13 protein-coding genes and 2 pseudogenes are annotated in these 15,021 nt (G+C 68.8%); 7 read left to right on the top strand and 8 right to left on the bottom strand.

Going from position 1 to position 15,021, the window contains the following annotated elements; translation table 11 throughout:
- Nucleotides 1-662 precede the first annotated feature (662 nt).
- A complete protein-coding gene (locus tag ACFV0T_RS10850; RefSeq protein ID WP_385776748.1) occupies nt 663-1,430 on the top strand; it encodes an MBL fold metallo-hydrolase in 768 nt (255 codons plus the stop codon).
- A gap of 166 nt (nt 1,431-1,596) precedes the next feature.
- Here the strand turns inward: ACFV0T_RS10850 and ACFV0T_RS10855 are convergent, their stop codons facing one another.
- On the bottom strand, nt 1,597-1,920 hold the full coding sequence (locus ACFV0T_RS10855; protein WP_385776750.1) for a hypothetical protein: 324 nt from the start codon (nt 1,918-1,920) through the stop codon (nt 1,597-1,599).
- Nucleotides 1,921-2,152: 232 nt separating this feature from the next.
- On the opposite strand from ACFV0T_RS10855, the gene ACFV0T_RS10860 reads away from it, so the two are divergent.
- From ACFV0T_RS10860 to ACFV0T_RS10875, 4 genes and pseudogenes are all read left to right on the top strand, one after another.
- Nucleotides 2,153-2,743, top strand: coding sequence for a hypothetical protein (locus ACFV0T_RS10860; RefSeq protein WP_385776752.1), 591 nt, complete (start codon nt 2,153-2,155; stop codon nt 2,741-2,743).
- Nucleotides 2,744-3,364: 621 nt separating this feature from the next.
- Nucleotides 3,365-3,754: a hypothetical protein gene (locus ACFV0T_RS10865; protein WP_385776754.1), complete on the top strand. Its 390-nt coding sequence runs from the start codon at nt 3,365-3,367 to the stop codon at nt 3,752-3,754.
- A 349-nt stretch (nt 3,755-4,103) separates the two neighbouring features.
- A pseudogene (locus ACFV0T_RS10870) lies at nt 4,104-4,569 on the top strand (hypothetical protein); the annotation flags it as partial.
- Nucleotides 4,570-4,937: 368 nt separating this feature from the next.
- The gene (locus ACFV0T_RS10875; protein WP_385776756.1) at nt 4,938-5,939 is read left to right on the top strand and encodes an acyl-CoA desaturase; all 1,002 of its coding nucleotides are present in this window, start codon (nt 4,938-4,940) and stop codon (nt 5,937-5,939) included.
- Between the two features lie 162 nt (nt 5,940-6,101).
- Here ACFV0T_RS10875 and ACFV0T_RS10880 read toward each other — a convergent pair whose 3' ends face one another.
- Nucleotides 6,102-6,875 carry a sulfite exporter TauE/SafE family protein gene (locus tag ACFV0T_RS10880; RefSeq protein ID WP_385776758.1) on the bottom strand — a complete coding sequence of 258 codons (774 nt, stop codon included), beginning with the start codon at nt 6,873-6,875 and terminating at the stop codon, nt 6,102-6,104.
- A gap of 238 nt (nt 6,876-7,113) precedes the next feature.
- Here ACFV0T_RS10880 and ACFV0T_RS10885 point away from each other — a divergent pair, with 238 nt between their 5' ends.
- Nucleotides 7,114-8,022 carry a LysR family transcriptional regulator gene (locus tag ACFV0T_RS10885; protein ID WP_385776760.1) on the top strand — a complete coding sequence of 303 codons (909 nt, stop codon included), beginning with the start codon at nt 7,114-7,116 and terminating at the stop codon, nt 8,020-8,022.
- On the opposite strand, the gene egtC is transcribed toward ACFV0T_RS10885, so the two are convergent.
- From egtC to ACFV0T_RS10910, 5 genes and pseudogenes are all read right to left on the bottom strand, one after another.
- On the bottom strand, nt 8,019-8,921 hold the full coding sequence (gene egtC / locus ACFV0T_RS10890) for an ergothioneine biosynthesis protein EgtC (protein WP_385776762.1): 903 nt from the start codon (nt 8,919-8,921) through the stop codon (nt 8,019-8,021). The two genes, ACFV0T_RS10885 and egtC, sit on opposite strands and share 4 nt — an antisense overlap.
- Nucleotides 8,921-10,210 carry an ergothioneine biosynthesis protein EgtB gene (egtB, locus tag ACFV0T_RS10895; RefSeq protein ID WP_385777010.1) on the bottom strand — a complete coding sequence of 430 codons (1,290 nt, stop codon included), beginning with the start codon at nt 10,208-10,210 and terminating at the stop codon, nt 8,921-8,923. The genes egtC and egtB overlap by 1 nt, the downstream gene beginning before the upstream one ends.
- Before the next feature lie 169 nt (nt 10,211-10,379).
- A complete protein-coding gene (egtA, locus tag ACFV0T_RS10900) occupies nt 10,380-11,627 on the bottom strand; it encodes an ergothioneine biosynthesis glutamate--cysteine ligase EgtA (protein ID WP_385776764.1) in 1,248 nt (415 codons plus the stop codon).
- A gap of 323 nt (nt 11,628-11,950) precedes the next feature.
- Nucleotides 11,951-12,514, bottom strand: a complete 564-nt coding sequence (locus tag ACFV0T_RS10905) for an NADPH-dependent FMN reductase (protein WP_385777012.1) — start codon at nt 12,512-12,514, stop codon at nt 11,951-11,953.
- Between the two features lie 120 nt (nt 12,515-12,634).
- Nucleotides 12,635-13,072: pseudogene (locus ACFV0T_RS10910) on the bottom strand (YceI family protein); the annotation flags it as partial.
- Nucleotides 13,073-13,181: 109 nt separating this feature from the next.
- On the opposite strand from ACFV0T_RS10910, the gene ACFV0T_RS10915 reads away from it, so the two are divergent.
- Nucleotides 13,182-13,727: a MarR family winged helix-turn-helix transcriptional regulator gene (locus ACFV0T_RS10915; RefSeq protein ID WP_385776766.1), complete on the top strand. Its 546-nt coding sequence runs from the start codon at nt 13,182-13,184 to the stop codon at nt 13,725-13,727.
- 160 nt (nt 13,728-13,887) lie between these two features.
- Here the strand turns inward: ACFV0T_RS10915 and ACFV0T_RS10920 are convergent, their stop codons facing one another.
- Nucleotides 13,888-14,835: an ornithine cyclodeaminase family protein gene (locus ACFV0T_RS10920; protein WP_385776768.1), complete on the bottom strand. Its 948-nt coding sequence runs from the start codon at nt 14,833-14,835 to the stop codon at nt 13,888-13,890.
- Nucleotides 14,836-15,021: the final 186 nt, after the last annotated feature.

Consider the following 15,021-nt stretch of genomic DNA (forward strand, 5'->3'; position numbering starts at 1 on the left):
AACCCCCCGCAGGGATGGGGTCGAAGCCCGGCGACGTGGTCATTGCGCGGGCGCGCTCGAGTGCGAGGTGGGGGCTCCGACACGGGTGGGCCCGCGGCGCTGGTCGTCGTGCGAGGGCGAGCAGAGGGTCGACGGTCGTCACTCCCAGCCCGTCGATGAACTCCGCGGGGGGTTCAGGCTGTTGGCCGCGGTCCTGAGATCGTCGACGGGCGATGACGTGAGCGTTTCTGCTGCGCCGCATGCGGTCACTGGTGGCACGGGCTGACCGCCGTCCGGGATCCCGCCCAGGCACCTGCACGGCTCGGCTGCTGAACTCGGGTGCGGCGGCCGAAGTCAGGGATCGGTTTGCCTTGACGCCGGCGTCAGTGTCTATGGTCGTCCTCGCGTGCCGCCGCTGAGAGGGCGAAGGGTATACGCGTGGGACGTGGGCGAGTGGGCCCCTCAAGCCGCCGGCTGAACAATCCCTGGTAGTCGCGTACGAAACGCTCAAGGCGCTGGTCCAGCAGCCAGGTTCTTCGGTGACAGCTGCGAACATCGCCAAGTAGTGGGCTTCGCTGAAGTTCGCAAAAGTTGGGAGGACTCAGGTGTCGCCGTCGAAGCCGGTCGTATCCGTAACCGGTGCTCAGCTTCCTGTCTGTTGTACCTGCGGTGTGCAATACGGGGTGCCGCGCACTGACTGCCCGATTTGCCTGGACGAGCGGCAGTATGTCGGCTGGAACGGCCAGCAGTGGACCACACTGGCCGAGTTGCACGCCGGTGGCCGGCGTGGCCGGTTCGATGAGGAAGGCCCCGGCGTGATCGGGGTCGGTGCTGAGCCGTCGGTGGCCGTAGGCCAGCGTGCGCTGTTGATCCGGTCGCCGTCCGGCAACGTGCTGTGGGATTGCGTGGGCTACCTGGATGACGATATCGCCGTGGAGATCGAGAAGCTGGGCGGGATCAGCGCGATCGCCGTCAGCCATCCGCACTTCTACGGCGCGATGACCGAGTGGGGCCGGGCCTTCGACGTTCCGGTGTATGTCCACGCCGCGGACCGTGACTGGGTCGGGCGACCCGATCCGGTGATCGAGTACTGGAACGGTGACACCCAGCAGATCGCGCCGGGCATGACGCTGATCAACGCGGGCACGCACTTCGCCGGCGGCACCGTGCTGTATTGGGACGATGACCCTGAGGGGCGCGGTGCGCTGTTCAGCGGCGACATCTTCATGGTGGTGATGGACAGGCGCTGGGTCAGCTTCATGTACAGCATTCCCAACTTCATTCCGGAGCGGCCGAGTACGATTCGCCGCGCGCTTGCGCTGGTCGAACCGTTCCCCTTCGAGCGTGTCTATGGAGCGTTCTGGGGACGAGTGGTCACCGCCGACGGGGCGGCCGCAGTGCGGCGTTCCGCGGAACGGTATCTGCGGTTCGCACTGGACGACGGCTCATGACGGTGTGAGCTTCGGTCAGGACGTAGGTGCGACGGCTGTTCACACTGGCCCTCTTGGCCCGTTCGCACCCGTCTCATGTCGACGCCGCCGAAGGTCGCGCCGATCACGATGTCTACACCGCGCAGGGCGTCGAGGCACATCGAAGCTGCTGCCCTGGCCGGTCCTGTCAGGGCAGCAACTGCCTGGACCCGGGTGTCTCCGTCGGCTGTGCGCGAGAGGCGGTGAGGATGAGTCGTCCGTCGTCTTCTGCTGCGACGACGTCGACCGGGAGCGAGCTCCCTTCATCGAGGCGCAGCGTGAAGAGCGGATCGAGTTTCATCAGGAAGTCGAAGCTTTCCCGGTCTTCCGCGGACAGGGGAGGTTCGAGGACCGCATCGCACGTCCAGTAGTCGGCCGTGACGCGGACAGTGACTCGCACACCGAGCCTGCCCAAGCACGTCGATCGGTCGGCCCACCACTCAAGCGTCGCGGTGCACTCGTAGCTGTCCATCGCCCGAGTATCGCGGGCAAGTGGGTGGCCAGACATCAGCGGTGCAGCGTCGCAGACCACAAGATCGTGTCGCGAGCTCCAAGCGTGCCGAGGCTGAACGCCATGCCCAGGCGGTGATCACCCTCGTCCGCCGGATCGTGAACGTCCTGTGAGTCCTCATCCCGGACCGGCGTCTCTACGCACTCGCGTCGCCTACCGCAGGATCATTCTGATCGTCCGCACGCGCCGCGGTGTGCACAGGGCCATCCTGATCGTCCGCACGCGCCGCGGCGTGCATGGGGCCATCCTGATCGTCCGCACGTGCCGCGGCGTGCATGGGGAGCCGTGGCATCCTGGGGCCGTGCTTTTGAGTGATGAGGCGAACAGTGTAGAACTCCGCCCGCTGCGTTATGAGTTCGCTGGGACCCGAGGTGACCGCTACGACGACAACTGGCTGGTCATCGGCGGCACAGTGGCAACGTCCGAAGGCGGATGGTCCTTTACCGATCCGGCTCTGCTGACGAGTGAGGCCCGCCAGGTCGCCGTCTGGCTGCGCGCGGTCGCTGAGGGGACGATGGCCGTCACCCTGCCTGATGCCGAGGGGTATGTGTCCCCGGACACGTGGTTCAACGAGCCGGTCCTGGCCTTCAGCCTCGCCGACCGAAGCGAGTCGGGGGTGGTGATTCGCCTGCACCTCTCCCTGGAAGCGGCGCCCCCATGGCAGCAGGGAGATCACAAGGCTGACATCTACCAGTACTTCGTGACGGTGCGCGTGGATGCAGCTGCGCTGCTTCACGCAGCTGACCAGTGGGATCTTGCCCTGGCTTCTTTCCCCACTCGCTGAGCCGCGCCAGTCCCACCCACCGCCCGTTCGTTCCTCACCCCACGTGTCCCGGTGCAGGCATTGCGGCCGCCGTCATCGGTGCACGGGCGGCGCTTCGCGCTCGGCGGCCGCCCAAGTCGCCGGCCGAGCTGGTCTTGACAGCACCGGCCTCGGCACACCTCCGAGCGAGCCCTCAGCAGTCGACCTGCTGGACGAGTTCCTCCGGCTCAGGGGCCCGGACGACGAGGACTCCTTCAACGTCCGTCGGCAGCTGGCCAACCGCCGAGGTCGCCGGGACGCCGCGAGCGCTGCCGCCGCGCTCGGGACATTCCTGGACGATGAGTCACGGGCACTGGGGCCCGAGCATCCTGACACTTGTTCCACGCGCGGGGACCTCTTCCATTTCCTCAGGGAAGCGGGCGACATGGCCGCCGCTGCCGCGATTGCCGCCGATATCGTTCCGACCATAGGCGGACGGCGGGACCGGAACACCGGCGCACCTTCGCCTACTGGCACAACCTCGGATTCTGCCTGGGCGAAGCGGGGGATCACCCGGGGGGCGTCGAGGTGTTCACCGGGCTTTGGACACCCTCGTTCTCGTCTCCGCCGGCACCCCTTGGACCACACCACCAGGAGGAACCAGTGTCATACCCGCAACTGCTCACCCCCGAGGAGAAGCTCGCCGACGCGAAGAAGCTGTTGAGCCTCCCGCGTATCGTCGTGATCTGCGGCTCCACCCGCTTCACGACCGAGATGAACGAGGCCGATCTGCGGGAGACCAAAGCCGGAAAGATTGTCGTCAAACCGGGCTGTGACATGAAGTCGCCGCACGAACTTTGGTCCGATCCTGTCGAGGCCGAGGCGCTGAAGGTCCGACTCGACGAGCTGCACCGGGCGAAGATCCGCCTCGCTGATGAGGTACTCGTAGTCGGCGACTACATCGGAGACAGCACCCGAGCCGAAATCGCCTACGCCCGGTCGCTGGGCAAGCCCGTGCGGTTCACGCACCCCGAAGTCGACCCTGACGCCTGACCGCCCGCTGCCACCTCGACAACCAGGGCCGGCAGCCCGCCGCCTGACCGTCTCGCGGTGGCTTCGGCCGCCGCCCAGCCCACACCCTCCGCAGGCATCCCTCGGAAATGACCATCTAGTTGTATCCCTGGTGGCCGCCCGGATCTGAGGGCGAAGCCCGGACACCGCCCCCGGCTCGGGGACGCTCCTGACTACGTGGCGAGGCGCACCATGGGCGACGCCGAGATGGCAAGCAGATCTACAGCGCGCCGCCTGGATCGGGCGCCACCCCCCTGCGCCTCTTCTCGCCCCTCTCGGCCAGGCCCTCTGCGGCGCTCAGGCGCAGGCGGACCTGCGGGATTTGCGGGGGATGACGATTGTGGAACCTCTCGCGCCGGAGGCTTTGTCGGAGTTGCTCCAGCGGGTGGTGCCGCCCGCTCCGGAGCGGGCGCAGGCTGGGGCCGGCGTCGGTATGGGGATCGTGAGGAGTCGGCCGCGATCGTGTTCGTGGCGGCGTTAGTCGGCGACCCCGAACTGGAGGAAGGTTCCGGCCTTCGCCACCCGGTCCAGCCCGTCCTGGATCGCGGCGGGCTGTGCGTGGAACCAACTACCGCCCCGGCCGCGGCCGTCGGGAGTGACCACGTACCCGGAGGTTCGCCGAGTGGCCGGCGGCCGCGTGTCGGTGAAGTCCACGGCGTGGCCTCGATGAAGTCGGTGCGCGGGGTGAGTTGGATCGGTTCGCGGTGCGTGATCGATTCCGTGAGTGTCCGAGCCCTCAAAGGGCGCAGCTGACGGGACGGAATCCCACCGATCGGGGCCGGAACGGATCACCACTTGCCCGATTAAGTCCTGGACCGTCACGAACGCTGTTGCACTCGCGAGCGGGCCGTCCAACGGCACATACTCTGCGTCAGCCTTGAGCGCGGAGCCGGTCGGACCCGGTGCGCGCCAGGCGAGGAGATCGACGACAGAGCACATACGTTGCTGGGCAAGTCGAGGTGGGTGGAACGTCGAGAGGCGTGCCGAAGGAAATTCGGTCCCGCGACGTTCACACCCTGGACACCGGCGACGACCTGCACGGATGCCGTCCGGTGGGATGGTATGACGTGGGCTGGCGAGTGAGCTCGAAAGCGCGCCCGAGTGCGCACGATCCCGGCCGGTCCGGCACCACATCCGAAATGGCTCGAGCAACGGCGAGGAATCGATGAACCCGAGCGACACTGACCATGCTGAAGGGGCCGTGGCCGAACGCGTCGCCGAGACCGCGGCCGAGGTCAAGCCGCTGCTCGACGCTCCGCAGACGGCCGCGGCGGGGGTGGCGATGTGGATCTTCGTTGTCAGCCCGCCGATCTGCCTGATCGCCCTGGCGCCGTTCGTGTGGGGATGGGGCCTGTCCGCGCTGGACGTCGGCATGGCGGTGGTCGCCTACCTCGTGTCCGGCTTCGGACTCACGGTCGGTTATCACCGCCTCTTCACGCATCGCTCGTTCAAGGCGCGGCGGGGCTTGCGGATCGCCCTGGCCGTCGCGGGTTCGCTGGGGGTCGAGGGTTCGCCGGCCCAGTGGGTGGCGAACCACCGCCGCCATCACGCCTTCGCCGACCGAGAGGGCGACCCGCACTCGCCTTGGCGCTACGGGACCGACACCCGCGCGCTGCTCAAGGGGCTTCTCCACGCGCACATCGGGTGGATGCTGAAGCGCGAGCTGAGTAACCGTGCCAGGTTCGCGCCCGACGTCGTCGCCGATCCCGACCTGCGGCTCGTCGGCCGGCTCTTCGGGCTGCTGACCGCCGTCTCCCTCCTGCTGCCGGCGCTGGTCGGCGGGCTCGTCACCGGCACCTGGACCGGCGCGCTGACCGGGTTCCTCTGGGCCGGCGTGATCCGGATGGCGCTGCTGCACCACGTCACGTGGTCGGTCAACTCGGTCTGCCACGTCGCGGGCAAACGCCCCTTCGTCAGTCGGGACAAGGCCACCAACTTCTGGCCGCTCGCACTGCTGTCCTTCGGCGAGAGCTGGCACAACTCCCATCACGCCGACCCCACGGGCGCGCGCCACGGCGTCCTGCCGGGCCAGCTCGACCCGTCGGCACGCCTCATCTGGGTGTTCGAGAAGCTGCGCTGGGCCCACGACGTGCGTTGGCCGAGCGCGGACCGTGTCAACGCCCGACTGCTCCCCGAAGCGGCCGACCCGCGCCAGCCCGCGGTCTGACATCCCTCGGAGTGCGGCGAGAACAGCACTCCACGACCCGTACGGGCATGCCGAAGGCCGGGAGACCGGCCGTCGGCATGCCCGTACGGGTTTCCAACGACGAACCCGAGCTGATCGAAGTCCGCACGGGACGACTGTTCCCGGACATGGCGGAGGGTTTGCCTACCTCGCGACCATGTGAACCATCGCGCCGGTACCAACGACGACGATCACCCCACGTAGCACGGCGGGCTTCAGCTTGAGCCCGATCCGGGCACCGAGGTGCCCGCCGAAGGTCGAGCCGACAGCGAGGAGGGCTACAACGGCCCAGTCTATCGGCGCGTTGAGAGCGTAGATCGTGCCGGCGACGACGTTCACCAAGGCGGACAGGACGTTTCTCGTGCCGTTGAGGCGCTGCAGTGGCTCGGACAGCATCATGCCCATCACCGCCAACATCAACACGCCCTGGGCGGCCGTGAAATAGCCGCCGTAGATACCGATCAGGAAGGTGAGGAACAGCAGCAGCGGGGTGATCCTTTGGTGGTCCATGTCCTCGACGCCCTTGGCCTCGCGGCGTTTCGCGATCCACCGCGAGACCTTGGGCTGGATTATCACAAGCGCCACGGCGAGGCCGACGAGCACCGGCAGGAACGACTCGAACGCCTTCGTCGGCAGTGACAGCAGCAGGATCGTGCCGCAGATCGCGCCGAAGAACGAGGCGACCGAGAGCCGGGCGACCTGCGGCCAGAACCCCGTCAGCTCCCTGCGATACCCGATCACGCCGCTGATGGAGCCCGGCGCCACGCCGATCGCGTTCGAGGTGGTCGCGGTCAGTGGTGGATAGCCGAGGGCCACCAGTACCGGGAACGTCACGAGTGTGCCTGAACCGACTACCGAATTGATGGCGCCGGACCAGATACCGGCGATCAGGATGATCGCCGCCTGCCACCATGTCATGGCTGCAAGGGGAGTATCGGGGCCGTCACCTCGGCACCGAGCGAGCTCAAGGTCCGTCCCGCGCACACTGCGGCGAGAGGCACCCCATTGAGCAGGGTGCACCCAGATTCTTTCGGCTGTACTGGATGTTCGCGATCGCATCGCACATGAGTGAACACAGCCGCAAGCTTGGCAGCGCCGAACTGATGCGTCCAATGCGATTTTGCAGGCTAACGATGCGCGTGCGCATAATGAGCAGATGACTGGCCCCCATGCCACGAAGCCTGACGTTGCGGACATTTTTGCCGCACCGCTGGTTCAATTCCTCACGATCGCCCGCCACGAAAACCTCACACACGCCGCAGCGGAGCTGGGGGTCGCCCAGTCAAGTCTCAGTCGTGCATTGGTCCGGTGGGAACGTCAACTTGGGCTGCCGCTGATCACGCGCGTCGGCCGGTCATTCCGATTGACCCGCCACGGCCGGTCTCTCCAGAATGCGCTGCAGCGATGCTCGGAGGGTCTCGAGCGGGCCAGTGCGGACCTCGCCGATAACCTGGGCGTGAATGGGGGCACAGTAGCTCTCGGATTCCTCAACACCCTGGGGTCTCGCACGGTGCCTGAAATCCTGCGTGCTTACCGCGGAAGTCACCCTGAGGCGCAGATCAGCCTTCATCAAGGAAGTTCCGAATTCCTGCTCGATGCACTGCGTGAAGGGGATATCGATCTCTGCCTGATCTCGCCCGCGCCGGATTCCGCGGACTTCGCCATTGCGAAGCTTTTCAGTGAGCAGCTCGTGCTTGTCGTTCCGCCCACGCACCCGCTGGCCACGCACAGCGGCGTAGCGCTGACCGATGTCGCTTCGGACGACTTCCTCGCCATGCCCCGCGGATACGGTCTGCGGGCTACAACGGAACGGCTTTGCGCACTTGCCGGGTTCAGCCCGCGCATTGTGTTCGAGAGTACCGACACCGCGACGCTACGCGGCCTTGCCGCCGCCGGTTTCGGCGTCTGCGTCCTGGCCACCGCACCGGACGCAACCGGCTCAATCGAAATTCCGATCAGCAACCCGCCGGCGTCCCGCCCCATTCTGTTGACATGGGCAACTACGCGTGCCGAGAGCAGGGCTACCGCCTCCCTGCGGCACTACATCCTGGACCATCTACGTTAGCTGCACCGAGGAGAGGCTTGCGGGCCCAGGCCGTCGCGCGCGTCGGCCGGGAGCCGCAAGGTGAAGTAGTCGGCGGGTAGTTGGTCGGCGAGGGTGAGATCGCCGTCGGTCATCGGCTGCGATTCCTTGTGGTGTGGTCGTGGGGTGTGCAGGGGGAGGATCCGGACGCCGGCCGTGGTGGCCAGGAGCAGGGAGCGGTCGGGGACTTCCCGCCAGTCACCGGGCGTGTCGTCAGGCTCGGATGCGACGAGCGCGGTGGCGGGGCCCGTGCGGTACCACAGGGTGTCGCCCCAGGCGGTGGCCGCGATGGTACGGCCGTCTGTGAGCAGGAAGTTCAGCCGGGCGGTGGGCCGGGCCGCAGCCACCTGACGGACCACCGCGGCCAGGGCGCCGGCGGGCGGTTCGCCCTGGCGCAGGCGTCGCACGATCATGGCCCACAGCAGGGCGGAGTCGCTGTGTGCGTCCAGCGCCAGCAGCTCGGCCGAGGTGAGGCCGGTGGGCAGTCGTGTCCAGTCGGGGACGGCGCCGTTGTGGCTGAACAGCCAGCGGCCGTCACGGAAGGGCGCGGCTGCCGTCTCGTCGTGGGTGGTGCCCTCGGTGGCGGAGCGGACGGCGGCCAGTACCGCGTGGCTGCGGATGTTCCCGGTCAGCTCGGGGAGGTTCGCGTCTGCCCAGATGGGCACCGCCCGCCGGTAGCGGGCGGGATGAGGGAACCCCGAGTCACCCCCGGAGGTGTCCCGCTCGTCCGGGTACCAGCCGACACCGAATCCGTCGGCGTTGACCGTCCCATGGCGCTGTCCGGCCGGCCGCCAGGACTGTTCGTCCAGGCTGTGCTGAGGCTCGGTGAGCAGCCGCGCGAGTGTGACGGGCGGCCCCACGTAGGCGAGGTGGCGGCACATCAGTCGCGTCCGTCCTCGGAGGCGTCGCGGGCGGTGCGGAAGCCGGCGAAGATCTGCCGGCGGATCGGGTAGTCCCAGTTGCGGAAGGTGCCGCGGCAGGCGACCGGATCGACGGAGAAGGCACCGCCGCGCAACACCTTGTACTCGGGGCCGAAGAAGACCTCGGAGTACTCCTTGTAGGGGAAGGCGGTGAAGTGGGGGTAGGGGGTGAAGTCGGATGCCGTCCACTCCCAGACGTCGCCGATCAGCTGCCGGGCGCCGCTGGGCGCGGCCCCGGCCGGGTGACTGCCGGCGGGGGCCGGCTGGAGGTGTCGCTGCCCGAGGTTGGCGTGCTCGGGGCCCGGCTCCGCGTCGCCCCACGGATAGCGTCGGGAGCGGCCGGTCGCGGGGTCGTGCCGTGCCGCCTTCTCCCACTCCGCCTCGGTCGGCAGCCGCCTCCCCGCCCAGCGGGCGTACGCGTCGGCCTCGTACCAGCACACGTGCAGTACGGGCTCGTCGACGGGGACTTCCTCGATGATGCCGAACCGGCGGCGCAGCCACCGCCCGCGCTCCCGGCGCCAGAACAAGGGAGCCTCGAGCGCGCTCTCCTGGACGTACCGCCACCCCTCGGGCGTCCACCACTGGGCGTCGCGGTAGCCGTCGGCCGCGATGAACTCCTCATAGGAGGCGTTGGTGACGGGCACGGTGTCCAGCCAGAACGCGGGGACGTCCACGGTGTGATGCGGGCGTTCGTTGTCCAGGGCCCACGGCTCGGTGCTGGTGCCCATGCTGAAGGGGCCACCCGGGACCAGCACTTCGCGTGGCAGCAGGGCGGCGTCGGCGGGTGCGCGGGGAGGCGCCGGCGCGTGCAGGACGGGTGCGCCCACGCGAAGCTGGAGAGTGGCGAGCATCGTCTCGTCGTGTTGCTGTTCGTGCTGGGCGAGCATGCCGAACACGAAACCGTCGGCGAGCAGGGGATCCGGATTGTCGGGCGAGGTGTCCACGCCGGCCAGCACGTCCCAGGTCTGGGTGCGGACCGCGTCCACGTAGTCGCGAGCGGCGGCCGGGTCCAGCAGGGGCAGGGCCGGGCGGTCGGCACGGGGGTGCCGGAAGGCGTCGTAGAGCGGGTCGAGGTCGGGGCGCAGTCCGGGGCGACGGCCGGCCGTGCGAACCAGCCACAGGTCTTCCTGGTTGGCGATGTGGGCGAGGTCCCATACCAGGGGGGACATCAGGGGTGAGTGCTGGGCGGTGAGGTCGGTGTCGGTGAGTGGGTCGGTGAGGCTCAGGGTCCGGCGCCGGGCGGTCTCCAGCGCGGTGCGAGCGGCGGCGGACGGGGTCCCGGCCGGCTGTACGGCTGTCTCCTCGGCCGGGGGAGCGGATGAGTCCGGGGCCGGCGCGGCAGCGGGGTCGGGTGCGGCCCCCCTTCGGGCCGTACGGGAGTCGGTGTCGGAGTTCGTCACGGCATGCCTTTTCGGAAGGTCAGGTGCACCGGAGCGCGTCCAGTCGGTCATGGGCGGGGCTTCGACCACGTTCTGCGTAGCGCTCGGCGAAGTCGGCCAGCGCCTGTCGCAGGGCCGCGGAGGCGCCGGGGCGCGCCAGGGCGCCGTCGGCCGCGGCGAAGCAGGCGCGGGCGGCCTTGGCGAGGTCCGGGTCGGCCAGGCCGATGCGAGCCGCCCGCTGCCAGACGTCGTCGGAGGGGACGGGCCGTGTGCCTTGGCAGAGCGGCTCGGTTGCCGCGTAGGCGGCATCGGCGGCAGCGGGGTCGTCGAGCAGGGTGGCGGCCAGCACGGTCGGCACGATCCAGTCGTCGCCGGTCTGTGCGTCGGTCATCCGCAGTTCGAGCCAGCCGCGTGGTCTGACCGGCGGGAACAGGGTGCTGAGGTGGTATTCCAGGTCGGCCTGGGCCGGCCGTCGCAGTCCCGGTGTGCCGCGCAGCCAGTCACGGAAGGTCAGGTCCGGGGGCGCGGACCAGTCGCCGTTGTCGCCGCCCGGTATGCACATCACCTTCGCGTCGAGCGCGTAGCGGGTCCAGGCGACACGGGGGTCGTGGTGGTACTGGGGCTGGCGGGTGCGGCCGGCGTCCATCCGGGACCAGACGGCCTGCCGGGTGGAGAGCCATCCGCTGGGCCGGCCGTCCACGATCGGGGAGTTGGCGAACGCGGCTACGAGGACGGGGCCGATACGGTGGGCGAGTTCCCAACGGTGGCGATAGCCGCGGACAGTGCCGGACTCGTCCCCGCTGTCCAGGTTGATCTGGACGGAGGCGGTACGCCGCATCATGACGCGGCCCGAGGGGCCCTCGCGGTCGAAGTACTTCTCCATGGCCCGGTAGCGGGGATGGCCGAGGATGCGAGGCGGTTCTTCGCGGCACGGGTCGAGCCCCTGGCCGACAAGTATCAGGCCGGCCCCTTCGACGGCCTCGCGCAGTGCGGTCAGATCCGCGGCCATCGCCTCGACGCAGACGGTGGGGGACGGGGCCGGAGGAGAGCTCAGCTCCACCTGCCCACCCGGCTCGCGGGTGATCCGGCTTCCCCCGGGAAGGGCGCCCGCTTCCTCGACCGGCGCGAGGGCCGCGCTCAACCGGTCGAGGGATATGGGCAGTTCGGAGTCGCGGCGGTCCTGGACCAGCCACTCCGTCTCCACACCGATCCGCTCGGGCGGCCCGGTCTTGAAGCACACACCGTGCACATACGCTTCCGCCTCCTCCTCCGCCAGATCACTCGTCACGGTCTCTCGTGTCCTCTCTGACAGGCTGATGCGGTCGGGGTGGCCCGGAGGGCGACATGCGCATGCTGAGGGCGGCGGCTCAGCGGACTCGAACGCGCTGTCCGAGCCGCGCACGGGATGCGCAAGGTGGGAGCGGAGTGAGCACATGCCTGCTGGCCTGCGGCGTCACCTTCTCGGCTGCCGCAGGCCATTTCTCCAGGCTCAGACGTTTCCGCAGGAGCGGGGTCCTCGGGTGCGGTCCCGGAACCTGACCGCAGTCAGTCCGGGGACTCGCCTCATGACCGACGGTCCTCCCGTCCCCGGCCTTCCGAGGGGTGGGGGTGTCAGGCGCGGACGGTCTTGAGGGCGCGGGTCCAGGACTCGAGCTGGTCGAACAGGGTGGTCGCGGCGGTGTCGTGGTGCGCGCCCGGCTTGAAGACGGAGAAGTTCTCGAAGTCGGTGAGCAGTGAGAAGGACAGCTGCTGGCGTACGTGGGCCAGTTGGAGTTCGCTGGCCACGGCCCGCAGGTGTTCGATGGCGCGGGCGCCGCCGAGGGAGCCGTAGGAGACGAAGGCGGCGGCCTTGTTGTTCCACTCGCCGTAGAGGTAGTCGATCGCGTTCTTGAGGACGCCGGAGGTGGAGTGGTTGTACTCGGGCGTCACGAAGATGTACCCGTCGAACTCGGCGATCTTGGCCGCCCAGGTCTTGGTGTGTTCACCCTGGTACTGGCCCATGGCGGGCGGCAGGGCCTCGTCCAGGTGGGGCAGGGGGTAGTCGGCGAGGTCGATGAGTTCGTACTCTGCGCCGGTGCGGGCGCCGGAGCGGTCGACGACCCAGTCCGCGACGGCCTTGCCGTTGCGGCCGGGCCGGGTGCTGCCGAGGATGACGGCGATCTTCAGGTCACTCATGGGGTCTTCTCCTTGATGGGTGGGCCGGTGTGAAGCCGGTCCGGTGGTTGCGTGGCGGGCGCGGATCGTGGCGCTGAGCCACAGGTAGCGGCCTGCCACGCCTTTCATGGCGGTGATGGTGTGTGCGTAGCGGTCCACCGTCGCCGTGGCGGTCAACTCGAGTTCCTCGTCAAGGATCTGAGCCCGCGTCACGGTGAACACGACCGGCGCCCGGACACCACGGGCGGTGAGGAGGCCGTCGAGCCTCCACGTGCCGTCGGTGGCGCGATGGGCACCGGTGGAGGTGAAGGTGATGTCCGGGTGGCTGTCGGTGTCCAGGAACGTCTGCGACAGCACCTTCTGGTCGCGCGCCGTGCTACCGCTGCTGAAGCTGGCCGCATCGGCGACGGCGTGCACGTGCGAGTCGGTGGCGGGCTCGGCGATGGAGACGGCGCCCGATCGCAGCGCGAAGCTGCCGCGGACGCGACCGAGCCCGAACAGGTGCCGGGCGGAGAAATCGATGCTGGAGCGGGACGGGTCGATGACGTACTCGCCCTGGGGGAAACCCTCGGCAGTCACGCAGGACTCTCTTTCACTTGAACCTTCATGTCACACCTTAGGCGGCGACTCATGAAGATTCAAGTGAGAGTTACGACGCATGAACGTTCACGCCGGATAGACTCCGGGCATGCCTGAACAGCCTCCGCACCCCAACGATCAGCCCCGCTGGCTGACCCCGACGGAGCTGGAGACATGGCAGCAACTGGGCATGATGCTGCACAAGCTGCCCACCGCACTGGAGGCGCAGCTGCAGCAGGACGCGGGCCTGCGTTACGTCGAGTACTACGTCCTGGCCGGGCTGTCCGGCCAGCCGGAACACCGCATGCGCATGAGCGACCTGGCCGTGCTCGCCAACTCCGAACTGTCCCGTCTCTCCCACCTGATCAGCAGGCTGGAACGCCGGGGCCTCGTCCGCCGCGAACCCGACCCGACCAACGGCCGCTACACCCACGCGATCCTGACAGACGCCGGCCACGCCCATCTCGTCGAGGCCGCCCCAGGACACGTGGCCCGGGTACGCGACCTCGTCCTCGACGTTCTCGAGCCCGCCGAACTGGACAGCCTGCGCACCGCCGCCGAGAAGATCATCGAACGGATCGACCGCCGGGAACAGCACGACGGCCCCGGCAAGGACACAGCCCCGACGTCGCCGCAGCGGGACGCCACGTCGTGACGGTCCTCGATGCGGGCGACGCCGGACATCCGGCGCCCCGCATCAACCCGGGCGACGGTGAGCGCTCAGCCGGCGCAGGGGCCAGGGAGAAGAGCGGTGAGTCGCCAAGGCTCACCGCCGGACCGTGCGGAGGTCCTGCACCGCAAGGGTCGCGCAGGTGTCAGGAAAGCAGGTCGATCTTCTGCCCGATGTCCTGCTGCTCCGCCTGTTGGTAGGCGATCCAGGCCAGAGCGAGGTCTTGCCAGGGAAGTCCGACCGGTGCGTAGACGGAGCGGGCCGTCGCGCTGGTGCGTCCCGGATGGTCGCCACGCAGAACCTCGCCGAGTGTGGCCTCGGCTGCGGAGGCCGCAAGACCGGTAGCGGCCAGAGCGCCCGTGGTCGCGGCGAGGTGCCGGTCGTCGACGACCAGGAGTGCGGATTCCAGCAGGTCCGCGGCGAGTTCCTGTTTGCCGGGTTCATCGGATCCCAGGCTCGTGATGTGCTGCCCCGGCCGCGTGTCCGCCAGGTGGAGCAGCGGTGAGCGTGACCAGGTGGCGAGCAGGACGATGTCAGCGGCCGAGGCGACCTCCGTGGCGGACGTCAGGAGACGGCCGCCATGGCGTGAGGCGAAGGCGTTGGCACGCTCCGGGTCCACATCGTGGACGACGATCTCGGATTGGCGTCGCAGGGCAGTGAGGCCACGCACCATGAGTTCGGCCTGTGCTCCTGCGCCGATGACTCCGAGTACCGCGCCTTCCTTGGTGTCGGGGCCGGCCAGGAGGTGGGTGCCCAGGGCCGCGGCCAGTCCGGTGCGCCAAGCGGTGACGGTGGCGGAATCGATCAGTGCGAGAAGCTCACCGTCATGTCCGCTGTGAAGGCAGATCACTCCGCGCAGGGCAGGACGGGCGCCAGGGAATTTGGCGTTGACCTTCACCGTGTACGCCTCGATGCCGGGCAGTAGGCCAGGGATCAGGGCCGTGGCCGTTCCGGGAAAGGGCAGGTCGGTACGTACCCGCTGCCCGGCTACCGGGGAGGCGTCGGAGGTGCGGAAGCCGTCGCGCAGCGCAGCAATGCAAGGCGCCGGCTCCAGCACGCTCTGCAGGTCACTTCGAGTCAGGAGGCGAGTCACCCGTTCATGATCCCTCAAGGTACGCGGTCGGCTCACCAGTGCCGGCCGGAACGCCTTCCATGCCCACATCGCGGCCTTGCGGGCAATTCGCCATCGACGCGGCAACTGCGGCGCCTCGTCCGCCGGCGTCGCTCCGCGGACTGCTCCCTCGCGGGGGCAGGGCCGGGGCATCCGCATGGACGGACT

The organism is Streptomyces sp. NPDC059582 (assembly GCF_042735715.1).
Classification (GTDB): Bacteria; Actinomycetota; Actinomycetes; order Streptomycetales; family Streptomycetaceae; genus Streptomyces.

What these genes read in the sequence shown, in the direction of transcription:
- ACFV0T_RS10855 (WP_385776750.1), bottom strand. Translation starts at nt 1,920, where the DNA reads ATGGACAGCTACGAGTGCACCGCGACGCTTGAGTGGTGGGCCGACCGA.
- ACFV0T_RS10875 (WP_385776756.1), top strand. Translation starts at nt 4,938, where the DNA reads ATGAACCCGAGCGACACTGACCATGCTGAAGGGGCCGTGGCCGAACGC.
- ACFV0T_RS10880 (WP_385776758.1), bottom strand. Translation starts at nt 6,875, where the DNA reads ATGACATGGTGGCAGGCGGCGATCATCCTGATCGCCGGTATCTGGTCC.
- ACFV0T_RS10885 (WP_385776760.1), top strand. Translation starts at nt 7,114, where the DNA reads ATGACTGGCCCCCATGCCACGAAGCCTGACGTTGCGGACATTTTTGCC.
- egtC (WP_385776762.1), bottom strand. Translation starts at nt 8,921, where the DNA reads ATGTGCCGCCACCTCGCCTACGTGGGGCCGCCCGTCACACTCGCGCGG.
- ACFV0T_RS10905 (WP_385777012.1), bottom strand. Translation starts at nt 12,514, where the DNA reads ATGAGTGACCTGAAGATCGCCGTCATCCTCGGCAGCACCCGGCCCGGC.
- ACFV0T_RS10915 (WP_385776766.1), top strand. Translation starts at nt 13,182, where the DNA reads ATGCCTGAACAGCCTCCGCACCCCAACGATCAGCCCCGCTGGCTGACC.